The sequence below is a fragment of the Kitasatospora sp. NPDC051705 genome, assembly GCF_044453265.1.
Lineage (GTDB): Bacteria > Actinomycetota > Actinomycetes > Streptomycetales > Streptomycetaceae > Kitasatospora.
The window spans coordinates 43,360-65,560 of record NZ_JBITCO010000001.1; the positions used below are offsets into that span (position 1 = coordinate 43,360).

Genomic DNA, 22,201 nt, shown 5'->3' on the forward strand with positions numbered 1-22,201 from the left:
AGCAGCCCGATCCAGTGACGTTCCGTCACCGTTCCTCGGGTGCGGCGGCCCGGCGGCGTGTGCCGGAGCGGTCTGCGAGCCGGACCGCGAGCACCACCAGGACCGCGGCTGCCAGACCGTACACCGGCAGCCAGCGGGTCGTCGTGGCGGCCAGGCAGTCGTCCACGGCGTGCCGGGCCTGATCACTCTGCGCGTACGCCAGGGCAGCGGCGTCCTGGCCGGCCAGGTCACCCAGCGTGGCCTGGGCTCCGAGTTCGGCGTAGCGGCACAGGTGGGCGCACGCACTGCGGGTCTCCGGCATCGGGAACAGCCACGCCCAGCGCTGCATCGCCGGGGCGAGCGCCAGCGCCGCGGCCAGGCCGACGACCAGCGCGTAGGCCGCCAGGCTCCGCGCGAACCGGGCCCGGCGCCGGGACGAGGCCCTACGCGTCGGGGTCAGCAGTCACGGGTCGGGAGACACGAACCAGGGCCGGTCAGGACCCCGGCCGCCGCCGCAGCGCGAAGGTCCAGGTCCGGGTGGTGCAACTGCGCGGGTCCTCCGGGTCGCGGGCCTCGATCCGGGCCACCAGGTGCTCGCCCTCGCGGCGCAGCGAGCCGAGGAACCGGTGGTGCTCCCCCGCCGGCACCGGGAGGAGTTCGGCCAGCACCGTGCCGGCGAGGGCGCGGTCCACGGCGCGCAGCACCCCGGCGTCCAGGACCAGCACCGTGCCGTCCTCCAGGACCACCGGCCGGCCCACCTGGGACTCCGTCAGCTCGGGGCCCGGCTCGACGACCCCGCCCGGGTGCAGCCGGACCACCCGGCTCGGTTCGGCGGTGGAGCCCCGGGTCTCGACCACCCGGACGCCACTGCCGACGACGAGGTGGCCGCAGCTGCGCCAGGAGTCGGCGACGGTGCCGTCGGGCGCGTACTGCCAGGTGTCGAAGACGTCGTAACCGCGCAGTCCGACCAGGAACCGGCCGCCGCTCAGCGCCGCGGCCGACCCGGCCCGCTGCTCGGCGAGCGGCGCACCGTCGGCGAGGTCGAGCAGCAGCGCCGGGCCGGTGAAGCCCCAGGGCGTGTAGGCGAGGGTGTCGGTGGTGACCAGGACCCGGCCACCGGAGAGGTACGCCCCGGTGCAGCGCAGGCCCTCCAGCGGGCACGTCCACAGGTGGCGGCCGTCGGCGGCGGTGCACGCCACCGCCTGCTCGCGGGCGTGGATCCGGTGCCCGTCCTTGGCGGCCAGCAGGCCGTCCGGGCGCTCCCGGCGCCGGGCCGGCGCGGGGCCCGGCCTGGTCTGATCGCTCACCAGGGCGACGGTCCAGGGGAGTTCCCGATGCGGCATGGCCGTGATGGTACGACGCGCGGGTGGGGCGGGCCGGAACCCGGCCGGGTGCGGGAGGGGGCGGGGGAACGACGGATCTCCCCGCCACTACCAAGCTATAGCCCACCCGGGGGCTTGTGGCAAGGCCCCCCTCGTGCCGCACAATCGACCGCCGGAAGTGCCATGACCTGCGGAAACGGGAGTCTCGGAAATGCGCGTGCTGTTGACGACATGGGGATCGCGCGGGGATGTCGAGCCGCTGGCGGCGCTGGCGGTGGCCCTGCGGGAGCTCGGCGCGGAAGTGCGGGTGTCCGCGCCACCGGACGAGGAGTTCGCGACCCTGCTGGAGCGGGTCGGAGTGCCGCTGGTACCGCTCGGCCCGACGGTGCGTTCGATCGTCGCCGGCCCGCGGCCGCCGACGGCGGAGGACGCCTTCCGGCTGGCCCCGGAGCTGGTCGCCGCCCGGTTCGACACGCTCACGGCGGCGGCCGAGGGGTGCGACGTGCTGCTGGCCACCGGCCTGATGCCGGCCGGTGCGCGGGACGTGGCGGAGCAGCTGGGCATCCGGTACGTGCTCGCCTGCTTCCACGTCCTCGGGCTGCCGTCGCGGCACTTCCCGCCGGGTGCCCGGCCGGGCACGCCGTCCCCGGCGGGCGAGACCGACAACCGGGTGCTCTGGGAGCAGGACGCCCAGCGGGTGAACGCCCTGTACGGGCCGGCGCTCAACGCGCGCCGGGCGGCGATCGGCCTGCCGCCGGTGGAGAACGTCCGTGACCACGTCTTCGGCGACCGGCCGTGGCTGGCGGCCGACCCGACGCTCTGCCCGGCGCAGGGCATGACGGAGCTCGACCTGGTGCAGACCGGGGCGTGGATCCTGGCCGACGACCGGCCGCTCCCGGCCGACCTGGAGGCCTTCCTGGACGCCGGGGAGCCCCCGGTCTACGTGGGATTCGGCAGCATGGCCGCGCACGCCCCGGCGGACATCGCCCGGGTGGCCGTGGCGGCCTGCCGCGCCCTGGGCCGGCGCGTGGTGCTCGCCCGCGGCTGGGCCGGGCTGGCCCCGGTCGACGACGGCGAGGACTGCTTCGTCGTCGGCGAGGTGAACCAGCAGGCGCTGTTCCGGCGGGTGGCCGCCGTCGTCCACCACGGCGGCGCGGGCACCACGACGACGGCGGCCGTCGCCGGGGCGCCCCAGGTGGTGGTCCCGCGGATCGCGGACCAGCCGTACTGGGCGGCCCGGGTGGCCGAGCTGCGGATCGGCGTGGCGCACGAGGGGCGGACGCCGACCGTCGACTCGTTGTCCGCCGCGCTCGCCACGGCGCTGGCACCCGAGGCCCGCACCTGGGCGCTGGCGGTGGCCTGCACGATCCGCACCGACGGGGCGGCGGTGGCAGCGCGCCTGCTCGTCGAGGGGGCGGAGGCCGCGGAGGCGACGGACGCGGCCGGCGCCGGGCGGCGTCCCGGGTCGATGTGAGGCACCGCCCGGGGCCGGGGCGCCGCGCGGTCGGACGGTCCCAGGGCCGGCGAGGGCCGGTGGGTGCCGGTGGGCCAGACCGTCCGTAGGCCGGTAGACCCGTGGGCCGGTGAGCCCGTGGGCCGGACGGGGCGGCTCGCGGCTGCTACGGCTCGCCGAGCTCGGCGCGGACGCCGAGCAGCCGGACCGGGCGGTCCCGGTCGAAGCGCTCCAGGGCCTCCAGCGCGGCGCGGGTGATCTCGGCGGGATCGCTGGTCGGTGCCTCCAGGGCGAGGCCGTGGGTGTGGGTGTGGAACGGCGCGAAGCGGACCTTCACGGTGACCCGGACGGCCGGCCGGCCCTCGTCCTCGACGTCCCTGGCCACCCGCCCGGCCAGCACGGTGACGTTGCGGGCGATCTCCGCGCGGTCCACCAGGTCGTGCTGGAAGGTGGTCTCCCGGCTGTGCGAGCGCGCGCGGTGCGGGGCGTCGCTGACCTCGGTGTCGCCGACGCCGTGGGCGAGCGCGCGGTACCACGGGCCCGTGACGGGGCCGAACCGGGCGGCCAGCTCCTCCGGGTCCGCGGCGGCCAGCTCGGCGACCGTGCCGATGCCGGCGTCGGCCAGCTTCCGGGCCGTCCTGGCCCCGATGCCCCAGAGGGCGTCGGTCGGGCGCCCGGCCATCACGGGCACCCAGTTCTCCCGGGTGAGCCGGAAGCTGTGCCCGGGGGGCGGCCCGTCCGGGGCGGTCGGTTTGGCGAAGCCGGTGGCGAGTTTGGCGCGCAGCCGGTTGTCCCCGATCCCCACCGAGCACCAGAGGCCCGTCCCGGCGTGCACCGCGGCCCGGATCCGGGCGGCCAGTGACTCGGGGTCGTCGGTGTCCGCGCCGAGGAAGGCCTCGTCCCAGCCGAGTACCTCCACCACGGCGGGGAAGCGGCGCAGGGTGTCGGTGAACCGCTCGGAGGCCTCCCGGTAGACCGGCGCGTCGACGGGCAGGAACACCGCCTCCGGGCAGCGCCGGGCGGCCAGCCGCAGCGGCATCCCGGAGTGGACGCCGTGGGCGCGCGCCTCGTACGAGGCGGTGGACACCACGCCCCGGGCGGTCGGGTCGCCGGTGCCGCCGACCACCACCGGCCGACCCCGCAGTTCCGGCCGGCGGGCGACCTCGACGGCGGCGATGAACTGGTCGAGGTCCACGTGGAGCACCCAGTGCGCGGACACGGGTTCCAGTATCCGCCGACCGCCCCGGGGCGGCGGCCCGGCGTCCGCGACGGCGCTCCGGGTGAGGTCGGACCACGGGCCGGACGGGGTCGGGGTGAGGCCCGGACGGGGCCGGGGCGAGGCCCGGACGGGCTGCTCCGCCGGGCCGTCCGGCGCACCGTCACTCTCCGTGGGGCGGGCGCCCGCGCGGGGTCGGCGGCCGGGATGCCGCGGGGTGCCGGGCTCCCTATCGTGAGGAGTGGAGGGCTCGCGTTCCGGGGGCGGACCCGACAGCCCCGGCCGTGTCAGCCCCGGCCACCGAATCGCCACCGGAGCGCCGCCGGATCCCGTCGCGGCCTCCGCGCCCCTCGCGACCTCCGCGGCCCGACCGCGCGACCGGCCCGCCCGTGCAACCGGCCGACCCCGACCCGGCCGGTAGCGCTTCACGCTGCTCGGAGGACAACTCCGGGAGGAGGCAATCACGATGAACATGCCAGGCTTTGCCGCCGAGTCGTCGCTCGGCCCACCGGGCGGGTACTACCGCACCGGCGCCCGTCGCCAGGGCCCGCCGTCCGGGGGCCGGGGGGTGGCCCCGGCCCGGGCCCTCGGATCCGGGCTGAATGCTTCCGGGCTCGGCTGCATCCCCAACTGCGTCTGCATCACCGCCGAGGGCTGCCCCTGCTGCGACTCGGGCGGGTTCCCCGTCGACGAGGGCGCCCTGCGGTACGCCGTGCCCCGCGGGACCCAGGTCGCCGCGCCCTGGCGCCGTCGCGGCACGCCCGGCCGGAGCTCGTGGGGATCCGCCCCTCAGGGGCTGGTCCGTCCGGCGGGCTGCAGCTACTCGTACGGCGGCTGCGCCCCTGCGGACGACGTGTCGTGCATGCGCGGCGCGAGCGGCGGCGGGATCTGCGTCGGCCCGGGCTACGCACCGGTCGAGGTGAGCTGTGACGACGGCAGCGTCTCCTACGGCGAGGCCCCGTGCGTCGTGTAGCGACGACCGGGCCCGGCAGTACTGCGGGTCCCCCCTGACACCTCCTGTCAGGGGGGACCCGCGGTACTGCGCGCCCGGCTGCCCGAGGGCCGCCCGTAGCGCCGTCTACATCGGGAAACTGCCGTCCGACGGCTCGCAGCTGCCGATCTCGTCGACGTTGTGCCAGCCGGTGACCCTCCCTTCGTCGTCCCGGTCCACGGTGACGACGGTGATCACCCCACCCATGCACCACGTGCCGCCGTACGCGCCCTGCACGGCCGCCCGGTGGACGGCGGGCACCTCGGTGCCGGCGGTTGCGATGGTGCTGCGGCCGCTCCCCCGGTAGTGACCGCGCGTCACCGCCGTCGCCCGGTCAGCCGTGAAACCTGGAAGCATGACGCTTCTCCTCTCACTGGTTCGGTTCGTCCTCTGTCCCGTTCGTGCCTCGCTCCTCGCTCGTCGCTCCTGGTTCCTGGCTCCTGGCTCCTGGCTCCGCCCAGCGGCCTCCTTCACCGTCGTCAGCGCTCGAAGTACGGCTGGAGCCGGGTGACCAGGAAGGGGAACCGCTCGGTCACGTCGACCCGGACGAAGGCCTTCTCCGTGACGTCCGTGTCGCGACCGGTGTAGGAGAAGACCACGTCCACGATCGTCCGGCCGCCCCCGCCCATCCGCGACGGCCGGACCTCGACCGCGGCCAGGGACTGGTTGCGGCCGAACGCCTCGGCCGCGCGCGCGTAGACCGCCGGGTACCGGACGGCCAGGTAGTTGACGGCCCGGTGCTCGTCGGCGGCGCCCGCGTTGTCGGAGAGCTGCAGGACCAGGTCCAGCACCTCCTCCGCGGTCGAGCGGTAGCGGTCCTCGTCCTGGCCGTCCGGCACCGGCAGGCTGCCGAGCAGCGTCCGGCGGTCGAAGGAGTAGATCTGGTCGAAGGCCACCACCGGCACCGCCAGCCCGTTGCAGGCCTCCGGCGGGGCGATCGGCCCGGCCGTGCCGATGACGACGTCGAGGTCACCCGGGTCGGGCCTCGGGCGGACGGCCTCGACCAGCTGGGAGAGGTCCAGCGGGTCGCGGGGGTACAGCAGGTAGGTCTCCAGCCCCTGGATGGTCAGCACCCAGCACAACTGCCGTGCCAGGTAACGGTTCCCGGGCTGGGCGAGGACGGCCTGCAGGGCCTCCCGGTCGGTCAGCCCGGTGACCTCGGACCGGCCGGTGACCTGGGCGAACTCCTTCTCCGCTCCCAGGGTGGGGAAGCGCGGTTCGATGCGCCCCACCGCGTAGACGTGTGCGGACCCGGCCCGGAACGGGTCCGTTCCGCCGCAGCCGGGGCAGCCGGCCGGGGTCGGTTCCGCGGCGGCGACGGACACGGGGACCACCTCGGCGGTCTCGCCCGCCCGCGCCCCTGGGCCACTCGTACCGTCCGCTCCCGCGGGTTCGTCGATCAGCTCTGTTGCCGTGCGCTCGGTGCTGGACTCCTCCATCGGTCCACTCCCTTCTGCTGCGGAACCGTCTGCTGCGGAATCGGCTGTGTTCCTCGGTCCTGCGCCGGCGGGTGCTCACCGCGGCGAGCGGCCGCGGAAGCCCACCCACCGGTTGAGCGTCTCGGCGCGCCGGCGGCAGCCTCCGCAGGGCCGGATGCCGACCGTCGAGGTCGCGCGTTTGATGACGTCCCCCAGGCCGACGTCCTCGTCGGTGAGGAACCCGGGCAGTCGCATCCTGGGCCGGTCCTGCTTCCGGGCCGGCTCGGGGGCGGCCGGTGCGCGGTCGGTCATGAGGGCCTCCTCGCGGTGGTCGTCACACCGGTCCGGGCCGCCAGCCGGTCCAGGGCGCGCGAGGCGTCCAGCAGGGCCGGCCAGAGGGTCCGGCGGGAGCGGGCGGCGTCGCACAGCGCCCGGCGGACGTCGGCCGCGCCGGCCCGCGGGAACTCGGACCACAGGAGGGCGACGGCGCCCGTCACCAGGGGCGCGGCGACGCTGGTGCCCCTGATCGGCGGCTGGCGCTCGCCGGTGGCCAGACCGAGGAGGCCCTCGCCGGGGGCGCTCAGACCCGAACGCCCGATCGTGGCGCCGAGGTTGGAGTAGGGCGCCGGGCGGCCGTGGCGGTCACAGGCGGCGACCGGGATCACCGCGGGGTGGCGGGTGAGCACCGAGCTGCCGACCACGCCCTGGTTGCCGGCCGCGGCCACCACGATCACTCCCCGCCGGGCCGCGTGGTCCAGGGCTCCGGTCAGCGCCCGGCCGTCCCGCACCGCCGACCAGCTGAGGTCCGCGCTGATGTTCACCACCCGGGCACCGGCGTCCACGACGGCCGCGAGCGCCTCGGCGAGCTGGTCGGGGTCGGTCCGCGGCGCGGCGGCGCCCGGCTGCCCGGGTTCGGCGAAGACGGGCCGCACCAGCAGGGTGCAGTCCGGGCAGATACCGGGCGCCGCCGTGCCGCGTCGTGCGGCCAGGAGGCCGGCGACGAAGGTGCCGTGCCGGCACTGCTCGCTCCCCGGTTCGGCGCACCCCACCGGGGTGCCGCCGGGGAGTCGGCGCAGGCTTCCGCCGCGCAGGCCCGGGTGCCCGAGGGCGACCGGACCGTCCAGCAGGGCCACCACGGTCTCCGGCCGCCCCCGGGAGCGGGCCATCAGGGCCCCGAGGGTCACCAGGTCCAACGGGCTCGCGCCCCCGGTGCGCGATGCGCTCGACGGCTCGTCGATCCGGGACCGCCGGGCACCGCCGGAGACGGTTTCCGTACGGATCGTGCCCATGTTCCTACGGTAGGACGGGCCTCGGGCCCCGGCACGTCCGGCCGCGTGGGCGGGACGTGCCGGGGCCCGAGGGGCCCGCACCGGCGTTGACGGACAGTGGCGGAGGGGGGTTGACGGACAGTGACGGCGGAACGGGGAAGGCTCCGGCCGCCCGGTGTCAGGAGGTGATGATGCCCGGGTCGGACAGGCCCGGCGCCCCGGTCTCCACGTGCCCGGCCAGCCGGCGCACGAAGTCCGCGGTGGCGCTGGAGGTGACGGTGACGTCGTACCAGTTGCGGCAGCCGCCGAGGTCGACGGTGTGGGCGACGGTGGCGCCCGGGCGGACGGTGACGGTGCGTGGCGTGCCGCCGTAGGCGTTGGTGACGGTGAGGACCGCGTCCGCCGTGCCCGCGTTGGTCAGGGTCAGGTCGAGGTTGCCGGTGGTCGGGTTGTGGCGCGCGGTGACCTCGGGCCCGGCGGTCTTGCCGGGGTTGCGGAAGCGGCGCAGGAAGCCGTTGGGGCCGTGGACGGTCAGGTCGGTGACGCCCTTGGAGTACGTGGTGTTCCAGGCGTCCGCGATCGTCTTGCCCGCCTCCGCGGTGTACGTCCACGGGCCGTCGGTGCGGTTGGCCGAGGTCGTCAGGAACTGGCCGCCGGCCGCGGCGCCGGCACTGAACGTGAGCCGGTACTTGCCCGTGCCGGTGTCGGCCGAACCGTCCACGTAGGGCGCGTACTTGAGCGGGCGGGTGGGCTTGGTGCCGGCCTCCTGCCGCGGCATGGTGCCGGTGGCGGGCGGGGTGGGGACGTAGTCGGGGTGCCGGTTGCGGTCCGGCGGGAGGTAGCGGGCGGTGGACGGCAGCGCCGCCGGCGCCGGGTTCGAGGCGGTGAAGTCGAAGGCGGTGGTCAGATCGCCGCAGATCGCCCGCCGCCAGGGCGAGATGTTGGGCTCGGCCACGCCGAAGCGGCGCTCCATGAAGCGGATGATCGAGGTGTGGTCGAAGGTCTCCGAGCAGGTGTACCCGCCGGTGCTCCACGGCGAGACGACCAGCATCGGGACGCGCTGGCCGAGGCCGTACGGGCCGGCCGCGTTGCCGGCGTTCCCGGCGAAGTAGTCCGCCGTGGTCGACACGGTGGACAGCCCCTGGGAGGCGGAGGAGGGCGGGAACGGCGGCACCACGTGGTCGAAGAAGCCGTCGTTCTCGTCGTAGGTGATGAACAGCGCGGTGCGGGCCCACACGGCGGGGTTGGAGGTCAGCGCGTCCAGGACCTGGGAGACGTACCAGGCGCCGTAGTTCGCGGGCCAGTTGGGGTGCTCGGTGAACGCCTCGGGCGCCGCGATCCAGGAGACCTGCGGCAGCGTGCCGGCCTGGACGTCCCGCTTCAGCTGGTCGAACAGGCCGTCGCCCGCCTTGGCGTTCGTACCGGTGCGGGCCCTGTCGTAGAGCGGGGAACCCGGCTTGGCGTTGCGGTAGTTGGTGAAGTAGAGCAGCGAGTTGTCGCCGTAGTTGCCGCGGTAGGCGTCGCCGATCCAGCCCCAGGAGCCGGCCGCGTCCAGGCCGTCGCCGATGTCCTGGTAGACCTTCCAGGAGATCCCGGCCTTCTCCAGGCGCTCCGGGTAGGTCGTCCAGCCGTAGCCGGCCTCCTGGTTGCCGAGGACCGGGCCGCCGCCGGTGCCGTCGTTGCCGGTGTAGCCCGTCCACATGTAGTAGCGGTTCGGGTCGGTGGAGCCGATGAAGGAGCAGTGGTAGGCGTCGCAGAGGGTGAAGGCGTCGGCGAGCGCGTAGTGGAACGGGATGTCGTCGCGGGTCAGGTAGGCCATCGTGGTGGCCGTCTTGGCGGGGACCCACTGGTCGTACCTGCCGTTGTTGAAGGCCTTGTGGCCGCCGGCCCAGTCGTGGTTGAGGTCCTGGACGAACTGCATGCCGAGGTCGCTGACCTGCGGGCGGAACGGCAGCACCTCCTTCTTGGCGCTGTCCGTCTGGTGCCACACCGACTTGCCGCTCGGCAGGGTGACCGGGCGCGGGTCGCCGAAGCCGCGGACGCCCTTCATCGCGCCGAAGTAGTGGTCGAACGAACGGTTCTCCTGCATCAGCACGACGATGTGGTCGACGTCCTGGATGGTGCCGGTGCTCCCCGCCGGGGCGATGGCGGCGGCACGGGCGATGCTTTCCGAGAGGGAGGAGAAGGCGACGGTCGCGCCGGCCAGTTGGAGGAAACGGCGGCGGTTCAGCTCAGCCATGGGGGACGACTCCGCGGGTCACGAAGGGGTGGAGGACGGGCCCCCCAAGAACAGCGGGTACGGGGTGCCGCCCGGCGGACCGTTCATGACTGCCCGCTGTACGGCAGACGAATGCCTGAAGTTGTACGGACATCTACGGTCGGGGTGCGGGTGGCGGTCCCGCCGCCCGCACCCCGCCGCCCGCTCACCCCCCGCCCCGGCGTCCGTGCCGTCCGGGTCAGGACAGGTAGTCCTCCAGCCCGCCGTCCCGCCGGATGTCCAGGGTCACGCAGTGGAAGCCGCCGCCCAGCACCCGCGAGTGCCGCAGCCGGTGCGGCAGCACCGTGATGCCCGCGTGCTCCAGCAGCTTGATCAGGCTCTCCTGACCCGACTCCACGATCGCCGTGTCCGGGGAGACCATCAGCAGGTTCATGCTGATCCAGCTCTCGCTCAGCGAGTGCTCGGGCGCCTCCCCGGTGGGCTCGGCCGGCGGGCACCACAGGATGTCCCAGTTCCGCAGCGGGGCCGGCACGGTCTCCGGGGTGACCCGCTCCGGGTTGAGCAGCACCAGCCCCGGGCGCAGCAGCGCGATGGTGCTGTCGATGTGGGTGTAGCCGTAGATGTCGCGCAGCGGGTGCAGCCGCAGGCCGCCGTCACCGAGCAGTCCGAGCGTCGACTCCAGCCACTGCAGGCCCAGTTCGTTGCCGCTGCGGGAGACCTGGTAGAACACGTCCCGGCCGAGCCGCAGCACGTTCGCGGCGTCGAAGACCGGCTCGGCCTCACCGAGCAGCGGCAGCCCGTCGGCGTCGTACTCGAACAGCTCGTCCCTGAGCTGCGGGCGGGGGGCGGCCAGCCAGCGGGCGCCGCGGCGCAGGTAGTCCTGGAAGAGGCCGCGCAGTCCGAACACCTCGAAGTAGCGCTGCCGCATCGGGCTGGCCACCTCGATCACCGTCTCGCCGATCACGAGCGTCAGGTCGCGCGGGCAGTAGGAGTGGAAGCCACCGTCGGCCGCCCAGTAGGGGGAGGCGAACGCGGCCGCGTGGTCGATGACTTCGGGCTGGTGGACGGTGACGCCGAGACCGCGCAGGGTGGCCACCAGGGCGTCCAGGTCCTCCTCGGTCTCCTCGACGACCTGCTGTGAGTAGGGGCCGACCTCGATCGAGGCGAGGTCGGCGGCGCTGGTCTTCGGGAAGCAGGACAGCCACGAGGACGGCTCGGACTGCTCGGGCAGCCGGGCGCCGACCGCGCTGCCGACCACCACCTCGCGCAGCGTGCTGAACTCGTCCCAACTGTGGACCGGACGGGCCGAATTGGACATGACTCCCCCTTGACACGGGTTTCGGGAAACGGAACGCGGAAACGGCGGAACGGCGAGCAGCACGAAAGCGGCGAAAGCGGCGGGAACGCGGGAACGCCGGGAACGGCGACGAGCGGCGGGGACCACGGAATGCGGTGCGAAAAAGCGGGATACGGCGGGTACGGAGGAGAACGGCGGGATTCCGCGCCGCCGGTGGACGACGCGACGCGACCACCGGCGGCGCGACGGCGAAGTCGGCCGGGCGCCGCACGTCGCGGGCCGGCCGCGGCGCAGGGAGCCGAACCGGTCGGGCCGGTCGCGGAATCGGTCCGGACCGATCGCCGGAACGCCTCCGGCCGACCACGGCGGAACGGGAAATCGTCGATCGGGCAGCCGAATTCACCGTTCGACGGGCCCGGGATCGACCGTCAAGCTACCGGCCGGGCCGACGGCGGCGCAAGGACGTGATCGCCGCCCCCGCGCCGCCGCGACCGCCCGTCGTTTGATCGGGGCGGTTGTTCAGCTCTCCCCGCCCCGAGGCCGATCAACGCCCGGACGGGGCCCGCCCGGAGCCGGCCCGGGCGGGGCCGGGGTGCGCCGCCGCGGTCACCACCGCCAGGCCCGCCGGATCCGGCTGCCACCCGCCAGCGCCAGCAGCGCTCCACCGGCCGCCGCGAACCCGGCGACCGCGAGGTTCTGGCGCTGCGCCCGGCGCCGGTCGTCGGCCGCCGCCCGCGCCGAGGCCGCCAGGAAGGCGCGTTCCACCCCGGCCGGGGCCAGCTCGCCGGCCGCCATCCGCCGACGGGCCTCCTCCAGGCGCACGCCGCGGTAGAGCAGTTCCGGGTCCCGGTCGGCGGCCGCCCACCCGCGCGCGGCCGCCGTGAGTCTGCGCTGTTCGCCGAGCGCCTCCCGGCCCTCGGCCAGCCATCCGCGCAGCCTGGGCCACGCCTGCGGGAGCGCGTGGTGGGACAGCTCGACGGTGTCCCGGTCGACCACCACGAGCCGTGCGCGGACCAGCCGTTCCAGCACCTCCGGCACTCCGGGGTCGTCGAACTCGGCCCGGCGGACGGGCCGCCTGCTCGTCGTCTCGCCACCGGAGCCGAACCCGCCGGAGGCGAACCCACCGGAGACGAACCCGCCGGTGCCGGCGAATCCGCCGCCTGGCGCGAACCCGACCCCTGCTCCTGGCGCGAACCCGCCTCCTGACGCGAATCCGCCGGTGGTGAACCCGCTTCCCGCGGTGAACCCGCCAGCGGGGCCGAACCCACCGCCCGGCACGAACTCGCCGCCGGAGGTGATCCCGCTGCCCAGGGCCGGCCCGCCCGCCGGGAGCAGCCCGTCCACCGGGGCCGGCGCCCCCGTCTGCACCGCTCCGCCGACGGGCGCGGCCTCCACCCCGCTCAGCAGCTCCACCCCCAGCCGCAGGAACACCGCCCGCGCCCGCGTCCGGTCCGCCGCGTCCAGCCCGTTGAACAGGGCCTCCGCCGTCCGGGCCAGCGCGCCCTCGAACCCCCCGGTGGCCTGGAACCCGGCCAGCGTCAGGGCGTTGCCGCTGCGCCGCCGCCAGGTCTCCAGCAGGGCCGCCGACAGCAGCGGGAGCGCACCCGGCTGCTGAGCGGCGGCCGAGATCAGGACGGCCAGCAGCGCGCCCTCGACGGTGCAGCCCGCCCGTAACGCCGGTTCGGTGATCGCCCGGCGCAGCTCGTCCGGTGCCGGACGCCCGACCGCCAGCACCGCGTGCCGACCGGCGCCGGCCAGCCCGGGGTGCTCGGCGAACAGCGCGGCGCTGCGGTCCGAGCGGACCACCAGCACCACCCGGCAGCGCGCCGGCGGCTCGACCGGCAGACCGGTCAGCGCCTCCGACGGGGCGCCCGCGGCCGTCGCCACCAGGGCGTCCAGGAACCGGGCCCGCTCGCGGGGGTCCCGGCACCGGGTGTGCAACTGCTCCCCCTGGTCGACCACCAGCACCGGATCCCCGCCGGACGGCCCGGAACCGCCGCGCGCCGCCTCCCCGACCCGCTGCCCGAGCCGGGCGAGCGCGAGCGCGAACGCCTCCATCGGCCGGTCGCCGGGTGACAGCAGCGCCACCGGCGCCCCGGTACCGGGCACCGGCCGGACCGCCGCCCCGCCCCGGCCGGACGCGGCCGCCTGGCCCGGGAGCCCGCCGGACCCAGGGCCACCGGCGCGGACCGCCCCGGCGCCGGACCCGGCCGGCACCCCGAGCCGGGCCAGCAGGCCGGCCCTGACCAGCGAAGACTTGCCCACGCCGGACGGACCGGTGACGACCACCAGCCGCCGTTCGTCGAGCAGCCCCACCAGGCGGTCGAGCAGCACCTCGCGCCCGAAGAACCGCTCGACGTCGGCCGCCTCGAACGCCGCCGCGCCCGGATAGGGGGCCCGCCCGGCGTCCTGGGCGCGCCGGCGGGCGGCCGTGTCGGCGGCGATCTCGGCGGCGAGCAGCTGCCAGCGGTGCTGCCACTCCCGCACGTCCCCGCCGCAGGCCTGCACGTAGGCGAGGGTGACGGCGAGACTGGGCAGCCGGCGGCCTCCCGCGGCCACCGACAGACTGGCCGCCGAACAGTGCGCCCGAACGGCGAGTTGACGGTACGGCGGGCTCCCGGCCCGCTCCCGCAGGGCTCGCAGATCACCCGCGAACCGCAGCAGCGGTCCGTCCCCAGGGTCCAGTGGACTCTCCCGACGCGGCACTACGGCCCCCTTCTCCGTTGAAGCGGTGTCCTGACCACATTTGCGCGCCCACGCGTCTCACGCGTGTCTCCTGTCCATCCCCCGTGATTCATCATGCACAGGGCGGTTGGCGCCGAACAATGGTGCCTGCGGGTCGGTTGTTCCGAGTTGATGTTCAATGTCCAGCCCTGCGGCGCCGAACAATGGCGGTGGGATAGAACCGGGACCCGCAGCCTTCGCTGACTTCGGAGACATCCATGAAGTTCACGCGGTACTGCCGTTCCCTCCTGTCCACACCCGCGATGGCGGTGGAGCGGTACACCAAGAGCCACCAGTCCGGGGCCGACATCGCCATGGTCGACCTGGAGGATTCGGTCCCACCCACCCGGAAGGAGGAGGCCCGCCGGCTGGCCGAGGAGTTCTTCACCCTCCCGTCCACCAAGCTCGCGCGCAGCGCGGTCCGCATCAACACCCTTTCCGGGCCCGACGGTCTGCGCGACCTGATCGCCATCACCCGGTACCGGGTCAAGCCGGACATCGTGCTGATCCCGATGGTGGAGTCCGCCCGGGACGTCGAGATCGCGGCCGGCGCGCTCGGCGCGGACTGCCCGGACACGGCGTTCCTCGCCGTCGTGGAGACGCCGCTGGGCATCGAGAACGCCACCGCCATCGCGGCCGCCGGGCACCGGCTGCGCGGGCTGGTCTTCGGATCGGCCGACTACGCCTTCGCGGTCGGTGCCAGCCGTTCCTGGGCGGCCCTGGCGCACGCCCGCGCCCGGGTGGTCAACAGTGCCCGAGCCGCCGGGGTGGAGGCGATGGACGCCCCGTTCTTCGCCGTCGCCGACCTGGCCGGGCTGCGGCAGGAGGCCGGGCTGGCCCGGGACTTCGGCTTCAGCGGAAAGATCGCCGTGCACCCGAGCCAGCTCCCGCTGATCAACGAGACCTTCAGCCCCGGCGAGGAACTGCTCGCGCACGCCCGCCGGGTGGTCGCGGCGGGCCTGGAGAACGGCCGCTCGGTCACCGTGGTGGACGGGGTGATGGTCGGCATGCCGTTCTTCGAGGCCTCGCAGCGGCTGATCGAGGAGTTCGACCCGCCCCGGCCGGACGGCCCGCTCCGACCGGACGACTCACCCTGACCGCACGACGCGCCCCGACCGGGCGGCCCGCCCCGACCCCACGACGCGCCCCGACCGGGCGGACGCCCCCGGCCGGGCCCCGCTCACCGCACCATCCGCAGGACCGCGCCGAGCGCGGCCGACACCCGAGCCACCCGAACCACCCGACGGAGAAGTGACGATGACCGAAGAATCGATCCTGGGCCCGCGCCGCTACCGCAACGCCGAGGCCATGCTCGCCACCGCCGACCCGGTCTGGCAGGCGGCCGCCGCCCACGGCCTGATCGGCATCACGGTGGACTCGGAGTCCAACAACCGGCTGATCGTCCGCGAGACCGGCCACGAGTTCGCCAACATGGTCTCCTGCGCCTACCTGGGCCTGAACAACCACCCGACCGTCGCGGCCGGCGCGGTGGACGCGCTCGCCGAGTCCCGCAGCACGTGGCTGGTCACCTCCACCACCCGGATCCGGCACAACCTGCTGGTGCGCCTGGAGGAGGAGCTCGGCGAGCTGTTCGGCGCGCACATCCTGCCCGGCGCGTCCTGCACCTCGCTCACCGCCGGCATCCTGCCGCTGATCGCCTCCGGCCACCTGGACGGCACCTGTCAGGGCGGCGGCGGCCCCCGGGTGATGGTCTTCGACCGCTTCTGCCACTTCTGCATGGCGTACGTGAAGCCGATCTGCGCCGACGAGTCGATGGTGCTGACCTGCCCGCACAACGACCTGAACTACCTCGAGGACATCTGCCGCAAGTACCCACGGGTCGCCTACGTGGCCGACGGCGCCTACTCCATGGGCGGCGCCGCGGCCCTCGACGGCCTGCTCGAACTCCAGGACCGCTACGGGCTTTTCCTCTACATCGACGACTCCCACTCGCTCTCCATCATGGGCGAGCGCGGTGAGGGCTTCGTCCGCTCCCGGCTGGAGATGAACCCGCTCACGGTGATCGTGGCGAGCCTCGGCAAGGGCTTCGGCACCGGCGGCGGCGTCGCGATGCTCGGCAACCGCCAGCAGTTCGAGTTCCTGCACCGGCACGCCGGACCGGTCGGGTGGTCGCAGAACGTCGCGCTGCCGCTGGTCGGCGCCTCACTGGGCGCCGCGTCCATCCACCGCTCTCCCGAACTGGCCGATCTCCAGGCCCGGTTGAACCGCAACATCGACCTCTTCGACGAGCTGCTGCCGACCACCTTCGCGGGCAACGGCCTGCCGGTGCGCCGGGTCGACGTCGGCGACGCCGACCAGGCCGTCAAGCTGTCCGCCCAGCTCTTCGAGCGCGGCTTCTACAGCTCGGCGGTCTTCTTCCCGATCGTGCCCAAGGGCGAGGCCGGCCTGCGCCTGATGATGCGCGCCGACATGGACGAGCGGCTGATCCGCGAGTTCGCCGGCCACGTCAAGGAACTCACCGCCGACCTCTAGAACCCGGGAGACCCACCATGGACGGATCCGAGTTCGCCGGGTACCGGCGGATCGGCGAGCACCGCTACCGCGAGGTGGTCGGGCGCTACTACGAGGAGTTCACGGTCGGCGAGGTGGTCGAGCACCGCCCCGGGCGGACCGTCACCGAGCTGGACAACGTCCTGATGAGCATGCTGAGCATGAACGACGCCCCGCTGCACATCGACGCCGCCTACAGCGAGCACACGCCGTGGAAGCGCCCGATCGTCTCCAGCCTGGTGACGCTCAGCATCGTCGGCGGGATGACCGCCCGCTCCACCAGCGGGCGCACCATCGCCAACCTCGGCTGGGAGAACATCCGCATGACCAACCCGGTGTTCACCGGCGACACCCTCTACGCGGAGACCGAGACCCTCGCCACCCGGCTCTCCGGCAGCCGTCCCGGACAGGGCATCGTCAGCTGCCGCACCACCGGGACGAAGTCGACCGGCGAGGTCGTGGTGGTCTTCGAGCGCAGCTTCCTGGTGCCGCTGCGCGGCCACGGCCTGGACGAGGTCGCCGGGTACTGAGCCCCGCAGGGCGACGGGCCGGGCCTTCCGCTCGCGGTCGGACGCGGTAGGACGCGGTCGGACGCAGAGGCGTCGGGCCCGGCACGGAGCTCCGTGCCGGGCCCGGCCCGCGGCGACCCGGCGGACGCGCCGCCGAGCCCTCAGCCCTCCCGGTGCACGTTTACCAGCACCTTGCCCATCGTCTCCCGCGCGGCCAGCGCCCGGTGCGCCCCGGCGACACCGGTCAGCGGCACCGTGCGGTCGATCCGCGCCACCAGGCGCCCCTGCTCGGCGAGCCCGAACAGCCGCTCGGCGATGCCGGCGAACAGCACCCGGTCCGCCAGGACGTGCTCGAGCCAGAACGCCAGCACCCCCGCCGAGCGGTCCGCCAGCTCGTCCACCGCGAAGCTCTCCTCCGGGCCGCCCCGCGCACCGACGGACAGCACCCGGCCGAACGGCGCCAGCCGGTCGAAGCCGGTGCGCAGCAGCGGCCCGCCGACCAGGTCCACGAACAGGTCCACCCCGCCCGACTCGGCGAGCTGCTCGGGCAGCCCGGGGTCCGCCGGGTCCAGGGCCCGGTCCGCGCCCAGCGAGCGGACGAACTCCCGCTTGGCCGGCGTGGAGGCGAGACCGACGACCCGGCCCGCCCCCAGCTCCTTCGCGAGCTGCACCACCAGGTGCCCGACCCCGCCGGCCGCCGCCGTCACGGCGACGGTCTCGCCCGGGCGCAGCCGGCCCAGCAGGGTCAGCGCGCCGTAGGCCGTCGCGCCCTGTTCCAGCAGGGCCAGCGCCTGCGCGTCCCCGACGGCGTCCGGCACCTCGACGGTGAACGCCTCCTCGACGCGGGCGACGCGGGCGTACCCGCCGCCCTCGCGCAGCAGTGCGGCGACCCGCCGGCCGTCCCGGCGCCGCCGGCCCACCACGTCCGCGCCGAGCACCGCCGGCAGCGGGTACCGCGCGTACTCGCCGGTGCGGCAGTGCAGGTCGGCGTAGTTGAGCCCGGCCAGGGTGACGTCGACCAGCGCCTGACCGGGGCCGGCCACCGGTTCCGGCAGGGTCTCGGTGCGGAACTCCTCGGGCCCGCCGTAGCGGTGGATCACCGCCGCACGCATCCCACCGGGGGCCGCGGGGCGTGCGTCGTGCCCGTCGTGCTCATCGTGCTCGCCGCTCGCGGTGCTCTCGGCGCTCCCTGGGCTCACGGGGCCGTCGGGGCTCACCCGGTCCACGCGGTCCGCCCCGTCCACCCCGTCCACCCCGTCCACCCGGCTCACGCCGCGAACAGCGCGAGCAGCCGCGCCTCGAGGGTGCGGGCGGCCTCCGGGTCCTCGGCGATCACGCAGTACATCACCGAGCCGTCCGCCGGGGAGAAGTCGCAGCTGTACACCACGCCGGTGCCGGTCCGCGCGTCGAAGGCCAGCCCGGCGTCCCCGATCGCGGCCACCGCCCCGGCGAAGGACGGCACCTTCAGGCCCGCCAGCTCCAGCAGGTAGCGCGAGCCGCGGTGCTCCGGGCGCAGCAGGCGGCCGACGTAGGCGTCGTGCAGGTGGCTGGAGCCGGTGAGCCGCCCGTTGGTCTCGTGGAAGTAGATCTCGCCCTTGGGCGTCAGCACGGCGTCCGCGCTGACCGTGCCCCGGTAGCCGATCGTCCGCAGCGACTCGCACAACCGGGCTCCCTGGTCGACCAGTTCGGCCAGCGTCGCGGGGTCCGGGGTGACCGGCGGGGTGATCTCGCCGATCACCACCGGCTGCATCACCATCTCGCCGCAGCCGGCCAGCACCACGGCCTCGTCGTCGAGGTCGAACTGGGCGTACAGCGGCGCGGAGTCGGCGAAGAACCGTTCCACCACGACCCGCTGCCCGCGCCCGCCGGTGAGCCACTCCCAGCGCTGCGCGACGTAGCCGGCCACCGCGGCCCGGTCCGGCAGCGGCACGACCCGCTCCGCGCCCGCCGGGTCGACCCGTTCGTCCCGGCTGAGGATCTCGTTGCCGAAGCCGCCCGCCTGGTACTCGACCTTCACCATCACGCTGTGCCCCTGCGCCAGCAGGCCCTCGACGGCGGCCTCGACCTCGGCCGGCGAGCCGGCGACCGTCCCGGGCGGGATCGGCACCCCGGCGCCGGCGGCCAGCGCCCGGAACCCGGCCTTGCTGTTGACGATGGCGTTGCCGCCCTGCAGGGCGAAGGCCTGCCCCGGCATCGCGTGCGCCGCGCCGAGCGCCGCCGCCAGCTCGGCCACGGCCCCGTTCGGAGAGATCGCCAGCACCCGGTCGAGGGTGCGCCCGTCCAGGGCCCGGCGCAGCTCGGCCCGGAAGTCCGGGTGGGTCAGGCGGTCCGTGGTGAGCACCTGGTCCCCCTGGGCGCCCGGCGGCGGCACCACGAAGGTCAGGCTCCCGGCGCGCACGCCGGTCAGCCCCGTGACGTACGCCAGGTACTCGGGGTCGGGCCCCCAGGGCAGCACCAGCACGTCGCCGTCCTCGGCCCACCAGAGCATCCGCTGGGCCCCGCAACCGGCGAACAGCTGCTCCAGCCGCTCCATCCCGGTGAGGTCGCCGACCATTTCCTCGGTGCGGTTGTTCGCGATGCAGAGCGTCGTCATCTGGTGAACTCTCCCGGGGTTCGGCGCTGTTGCGGCCCTGGTCCGTCGCACGTCACGGGTGGGGCGTGCGCTACAGATGTAGCGCACCGGGGTTGTTCTGGTTCGGCCCTCGGTCATTGAACAAAAACGCCGAACAACCGGGCCGCCCCTCCCCGGGCCGATTCCGGCGCGGGCGTCTGCACGTCGGTCGGGAGGTTGACGATCGCCCCGATCACGTGGGACCACTCATGGCTCGCAGCGGTCGGCGGACCATGACGTCGGTTCGGGCCAGCCGCGGGTTCCATCCGGGAGGACCGCTCAGCGGTGTCTGGAAAGCCACCCGAAGCGCCACCGTCTGCCACCGTCCGGAGCGCGCGGCGTTGGGGGACGAGGCTCCGCTGTCAGGGCTCGCGCTCCGTGCACCAGAGCCAGCCGGGCCGCCTGCTCCGGCCGGCCGAGAGCCGTGTAAGCCGATACCAGGTTGTCGACCACCTGGGCCCGGATGGCGTCGTTGCCGGCCTCCGCGGCGCAGTCGGCGGCCTCGCACAGAATCTCAACTGCCTGATCGTGATGACCAAAGCTCCAAGTGGCACAACCGTACACGTTCAGCGTCGCAGCCAGACCCACCAGATTCCCGTGCTTGCGGAAGTGCTCACTCGCCCGGTGAAGGTAGAGGGGGGCTGCCGGATTGCCCAGAGTGAACATGGCCGAACCGCGACACAGCAGTGCCTCGGCCTCCGAGACCTCGTCCCTCACCACCCGATCGAAACAGTCCGCGGCCTCCGCACTGAACTTCTCTGCTTCCTCATACCGTCCCAACCGCAACAAGACCTCACCGAGGTCCTTCAGAGCGTGGGCCCTATTGGTCATCCCTCCGCCGCCTTCCTCCTTCAACCGGTCCACGGTGTTCCGAAGGATCCGGGCGGCTTCCTCGTACTGGCCCTGATCCGCCAGAATCGCGGCGAGGTGGCTCAGTGCGGCGTTCTCCCGGAATTTCTCGCGCGCCTTGCGGAGCGACTTCACGGCGCGACGTGCCGCGACGGCTGCTTCCTCCAGACGCCCCTCCTGCTGTAAGGCGAGGGCAAGAAGATCGAGTGCGATGCCGGTGGTGTCCACCTCGCCGAGTGACTTCCCGGCCCGAACTGCCCGTTCCAGGAGTTCGGTCCACTGGGGCAGGACTCGACGAAGCCGAAGGTAGCCGCCCAACGCGACCGGCAGGATCAGGGAGAGCCCAGCGTGTCTGTCCGCGTTGGCACGGACGGCCGCGGCCAACAGGTTGAGGTACTCATCGTCCAGCCAGGCAATGCCCCGGTCCGGTGCGCCCAGGAAGCGTGTAAACGGGCCGTCGTTACTGGTCGCGACGGTGTCATTGAGGTTGAGCGCGGCCGCCAGGGCCGTTTCCACGTAGTAGGAGTTCAGCCGGTTCCGCGCCTCGGAGAGTTCTCCAGCGGGAGCGTTGACGGCTCGTTCCTCCGCGAAGAGCCGGACCAGGTCGTGGAAGGCCCAGCGACCCCACCGTGGAGCCTCGATCAGGTGCGCCCGGGCAAGCGACTCGAGCGTCCGGTCAGCTCGCGTGCCCGCCAGTTGCCCGGCCGCCTCAGTGGATATGTCCGGGCCCGGATTGAGCGCCAACAGCCCGAACAGCCGGGCCTGTTCGCGGTCCAAGCGCTGGTACGAGAGGTCGAAGGCGGCCCTGACAGTGCGCTCGTCGCGCGCCAGCGCGTTGAGTCGCTGGTGGGCCTCGGCGAGTTGGGCGGCGAACTCCGCGAGTGGCCTGTCGGAGATATCGGCCAGCAGGGCCGCCGAGATCCAGAGTGCAAGCGGCAGGTAGCCGCACAGGTCGGCGATCCTTTCGGCCGAGGCACGGTCACCGTCCACCCTCCGGTCGACCGGTTTGATCTCCTGCAGGACACGACGGATCAGCTCGACCGCCGAATCCGTGTCGAGTGGCCGCAGGTGCAGACGTGTCCCGCTGAGCACCAGCTTGTGCCGTGAGGTAACCAATGCGCCATGGTAGTCGTCGTTGGGCAGCAGCGGACCGACCTGGTCATCGTCCGAGGCGTCGTCCACCACGACCAGCAGGCGCCGTTCCTGTTCGGCGTAGGCCGCTAGCACCGAGCGGTAGAGCCTGGTCAACTCCTGTTCGCTCTTCGGGTCCTTCGAGATGTGCTCGTCCGGAATGCTCAGCGCATGGAGCAACTGCACCAGCGCCTGGTGGGTCGAAACCCGGTGATGGTCGTCGTAGCCGTGCAGTTCGACGAAGAGCACTCCACCGGAGAACAGGCCCTTGTCCTTCCAGGCCCGCCACGCGGCCTCCACTGCCAACGCGGTCTTGCCTACCCCGGGCATCCCGACGATCGACGTCACCGGAACGCGTTGCAACTCTTGGACGACCTCAGCAAGTTCGTCACTTCGCCCGGAGAACAGCTGGCCACGCCTGGGCAGCCCCTGCAGCGAAGGGGTGATCACACGCGGAAGGGTGATCTTCACTCGCCGACCCTGCACGACCGTACCGAAGAAGATCCCGCCACTGATGTGGTTGTCCATGAGTACTCCCTCCCCGACGCCCACGCTAGGCCAACGGGCAGGCGGTACGTGGCCATTTCGCGAGTACCCCGGCACGGTCGGCGGAGCCCAGGTGCTCCGTCCGTGAGGTCGGGGCTCTCGGATTCACCCCGCTCGACGGCTTCATGGTGCTGCGGCCCGGCGCGGGCGGGTGGTAG

General features: G+C 74.0%; 18 protein-coding genes. 5 read left to right on the top strand and 13 right to left on the bottom strand.

Translation table 11 applies throughout. The features are described 5' to 3' along the window. Positions 1-25: 25 nt before the first annotated feature. The gene (locus ACIA8Q_RS00205; protein WP_396316475.1) at positions 26-328 is read right to left on the bottom strand and encodes a hypothetical protein; all 303 of its coding nucleotides are present in this window, start codon (positions 326-328) and stop codon (positions 26-28) included. A gap of 145 nt (positions 329-473) precedes the next feature. Further along, the gene (locus ACIA8Q_RS00210) at positions 474-1,322 is read right to left on the bottom strand and encodes a hypothetical protein (protein WP_396316476.1); all 849 of its coding nucleotides are present in this window, start codon (positions 1,320-1,322) and stop codon (positions 474-476) included. 190 nt (positions 1,323-1,512) lie between these two features. Between ACIA8Q_RS00210 and ACIA8Q_RS00215 the strand changes: the two genes are divergently transcribed. Beyond that, complete coding sequence (locus tag ACIA8Q_RS00215) at positions 1,513-2,775, top strand: glycosyltransferase (protein ID WP_396316477.1); 1,263 nt, start codon at positions 1,513-1,515, stop codon at positions 2,773-2,775. A 145-nt stretch (positions 2,776-2,920) separates the two neighbouring features. On the opposite strand, the gene ACIA8Q_RS00220 is transcribed toward ACIA8Q_RS00215, so the two are convergent. Next, a complete protein-coding gene (locus tag ACIA8Q_RS00220; protein WP_360217291.1) occupies positions 2,921-3,973 on the bottom strand; it encodes a DNA polymerase IV in 1,053 nt (350 codons plus the stop codon). A gap of 463 nt (positions 3,974-4,436) precedes the next feature. On the opposite strand from ACIA8Q_RS00220, the gene ACIA8Q_RS00225 reads away from it, so the two are divergent. Next, the gene (locus ACIA8Q_RS00225; RefSeq protein WP_360217288.1) at positions 4,437-4,943 is read left to right on the top strand and encodes a hypothetical protein; all 507 of its coding nucleotides are present in this window, start codon (positions 4,437-4,439) and stop codon (positions 4,941-4,943) included. Positions 4,944-5,048: 105 nt separating this feature from the next. On the opposite strand, the gene ACIA8Q_RS00230 is transcribed toward ACIA8Q_RS00225, so the two are convergent. The 7 genes from ACIA8Q_RS00230 to ACIA8Q_RS00260 all read right to left on the bottom strand — a co-directional run bounded on the left by ACIA8Q_RS00230 (position 5,049) and on the right by ACIA8Q_RS00260 (position 13,721). Then, complete coding sequence (locus ACIA8Q_RS00230) at positions 5,049-5,318, bottom strand: hypothetical protein (RefSeq protein ID WP_396316478.1); 270 nt, start codon at positions 5,316-5,318, stop codon at positions 5,049-5,051. Positions 5,319-5,440: 122 nt separating this feature from the next. Beyond that, positions 5,441-6,400 carry a hypothetical protein gene (locus ACIA8Q_RS00235; protein ID WP_360217282.1) on the bottom strand — a complete coding sequence of 320 codons (960 nt, stop codon included), beginning with the start codon at positions 6,398-6,400 and terminating at the stop codon, positions 5,441-5,443. Positions 6,401-6,475: 75 nt separating this feature from the next. Continuing rightward, positions 6,476-6,691 (bottom strand): hypothetical protein, encoded by a 216-nt coding sequence (locus ACIA8Q_RS00240; protein WP_360217279.1) that lies wholly within the window; start codon positions 6,689-6,691, stop codon positions 6,476-6,478. Beyond that, complete coding sequence (locus ACIA8Q_RS00245; protein WP_360217276.1) at positions 6,688-7,668, bottom strand: S8 family serine peptidase; 981 nt, start codon at positions 7,666-7,668, stop codon at positions 6,688-6,690. Before ACIA8Q_RS00245 ends, ACIA8Q_RS00240 begins: the two co-directional genes overlap by 4 nt. Positions 7,669-7,825: 157 nt before the next feature. Then, a complete protein-coding gene (locus tag ACIA8Q_RS00250) occupies positions 7,826-9,886 on the bottom strand; it encodes a phosphocholine-specific phospholipase C (protein WP_396316479.1) in 2,061 nt (686 codons plus the stop codon). 217 nt (positions 9,887-10,103) lie between these two features. Continuing rightward, positions 10,104-11,183: an inosamine-phosphate amidinotransferase 1 gene (locus ACIA8Q_RS00255; protein WP_360217270.1), complete on the bottom strand. Its 1,080-nt coding sequence runs from the start codon at positions 11,181-11,183 to the stop codon at positions 10,104-10,106. 585 nt (positions 11,184-11,768) lie between these two features. After that, on the bottom strand, positions 11,769-13,721 hold the full coding sequence (locus ACIA8Q_RS00260; protein ID WP_396316480.1) for a hypothetical protein: 1,953 nt from the start codon (positions 13,719-13,721) through the stop codon (positions 11,769-11,771). Between the two features lie 383 nt (positions 13,722-14,104). Here ACIA8Q_RS00260 and ACIA8Q_RS00265 point away from each other — a divergent pair, with 383 nt between their 5' ends. The 3 genes from ACIA8Q_RS00265 to ACIA8Q_RS00275 all read left to right on the top strand — a co-directional run bounded on the left by ACIA8Q_RS00265 (position 14,105) and on the right by ACIA8Q_RS00275 (position 16,927). Continuing rightward, positions 14,105-14,983: a CoA ester lyase gene (locus ACIA8Q_RS00265; RefSeq protein ID WP_360217265.1), complete on the top strand. Its 879-nt coding sequence runs from the start codon at positions 14,105-14,107 to the stop codon at positions 14,981-14,983. Positions 14,984-15,143: 160 nt separating this feature from the next. Beyond that, positions 15,144-16,379, top strand: a complete 1,236-nt coding sequence (locus ACIA8Q_RS00270; RefSeq protein ID WP_360217262.1) for an aminotransferase class I/II-fold pyridoxal phosphate-dependent enzyme — start codon at positions 15,144-15,146, stop codon at positions 16,377-16,379. Between the two features lie 17 nt (positions 16,380-16,396). Beyond that, entirely contained in the window at positions 16,397-16,927 is a 531-nt protein-coding gene (locus tag ACIA8Q_RS00275) for a MaoC family dehydratase (protein ID WP_360217259.1), read from the top strand. A 140-nt stretch (positions 16,928-17,067) separates the two neighbouring features. Here the strand turns inward: ACIA8Q_RS00275 and ACIA8Q_RS00280 are convergent, their stop codons facing one another. The 3 genes from ACIA8Q_RS00280 to ACIA8Q_RS00290 form a co-directional block, all read right to left on the bottom strand. Continuing rightward, positions 17,068-18,177 (bottom strand): zinc-binding alcohol dehydrogenase family protein, encoded by a 1,110-nt coding sequence (locus ACIA8Q_RS00280; protein ID WP_396316481.1) that lies wholly within the window; start codon positions 18,175-18,177, stop codon positions 17,068-17,070. Then, on the bottom strand, positions 18,174-19,499 hold the full coding sequence (locus tag ACIA8Q_RS00285; protein WP_360217253.1) for a peptide ligase PGM1-related protein: 1,326 nt from the start codon (positions 19,497-19,499) through the stop codon (positions 18,174-18,176). Before ACIA8Q_RS00285 ends, ACIA8Q_RS00280 begins: the two co-directional genes overlap by 4 nt. Before the next feature lie 297 nt (positions 19,500-19,796). Beyond that, positions 19,797-22,025, bottom strand: a complete 2,229-nt coding sequence (locus ACIA8Q_RS00290) for a tetratricopeptide repeat protein (protein WP_360217250.1) — start codon at positions 22,023-22,025, stop codon at positions 19,797-19,799. Between the last annotated feature and the right edge of the window lie 176 nt (positions 22,026-22,201).

Bases quoted from the DNA above. Each gene is read 5' to 3' on its own strand.
- ACIA8Q_RS00255 (WP_360217270.1), bottom strand. From the start codon at position 11,183: ATGTCCAATTCGGCCCGTCCGGTCCACAGTTGGGACGAGTTCAGCACG.
- ACIA8Q_RS00285 (WP_360217253.1), bottom strand. From the start codon at position 19,499: ATGACGACGCTCTGCATCGCGAACAACCGCACCGAGGAAATGGTCGGC.
- ACIA8Q_RS00230 (WP_396316478.1), bottom strand. From the start codon at position 5,318: ATGCTTCCAGGTTTCACGGCTGACCGGGCGACGGCGGTGACGCGCGGT.
- ACIA8Q_RS00265 (WP_360217265.1), top strand. From the start codon at position 14,105: ATGAAGTTCACGCGGTACTGCCGTTCCCTCCTGTCCACACCCGCGATG.
- ACIA8Q_RS00245 (WP_360217276.1), bottom strand. From the start codon at position 7,668: ATGGGCACGATCCGTACGGAAACCGTCTCCGGCGGTGCCCGGCGGTCC.
- ACIA8Q_RS00250 (WP_396316479.1), bottom strand. From the start codon at position 9,886: ATGGCTGAGCTGAACCGCCGCCGTTTCCTCCAACTGGCCGGCGCGACC.
- ACIA8Q_RS00240 (WP_360217279.1), bottom strand. From the start codon at position 6,691: ATGACCGACCGCGCACCGGCCGCCCCCGAGCCGGCCCGGAAGCAGGAC.
- ACIA8Q_RS00290 (WP_360217250.1), bottom strand. From the start codon at position 22,025: ATGGACAACCACATCAGTGGCGGGATCTTCTTCGGTACGGTCGTGCAG.
- ACIA8Q_RS00270 (WP_360217262.1), top strand. From the start codon at position 15,144: ATGACCGAAGAATCGATCCTGGGCCCGCGCCGCTACCGCAACGCCGAG.
- ACIA8Q_RS00215 (WP_396316477.1), top strand. From the start codon at position 1,513: ATGCGCGTGCTGTTGACGACATGGGGATCGCGCGGGGATGTCGAGCCG.
- ACIA8Q_RS00235 (WP_360217282.1), bottom strand. From the start codon at position 6,400: ATGGAGGAGTCCAGCACCGAGCGCACGGCAACAGAGCTGATCGACGAA.
- ACIA8Q_RS00275 (WP_360217259.1), top strand. From the start codon at position 16,397: ATGGACGGATCCGAGTTCGCCGGGTACCGGCGGATCGGCGAGCACCGC.
- ACIA8Q_RS00225 (WP_360217288.1), top strand. From the start codon at position 4,437: ATGAACATGCCAGGCTTTGCCGCCGAGTCGTCGCTCGGCCCACCGGGC.
- ACIA8Q_RS00205 (WP_396316475.1), bottom strand. From the start codon at position 328: ATGCAGCGCTGGGCGTGGCTGTTCCCGATGCCGGAGACCCGCAGTGCG.
- ACIA8Q_RS00210 (WP_396316476.1), bottom strand. From the start codon at position 1,322: ATGCCGCATCGGGAACTCCCCTGGACCGTCGCCCTGGTGAGCGATCAG.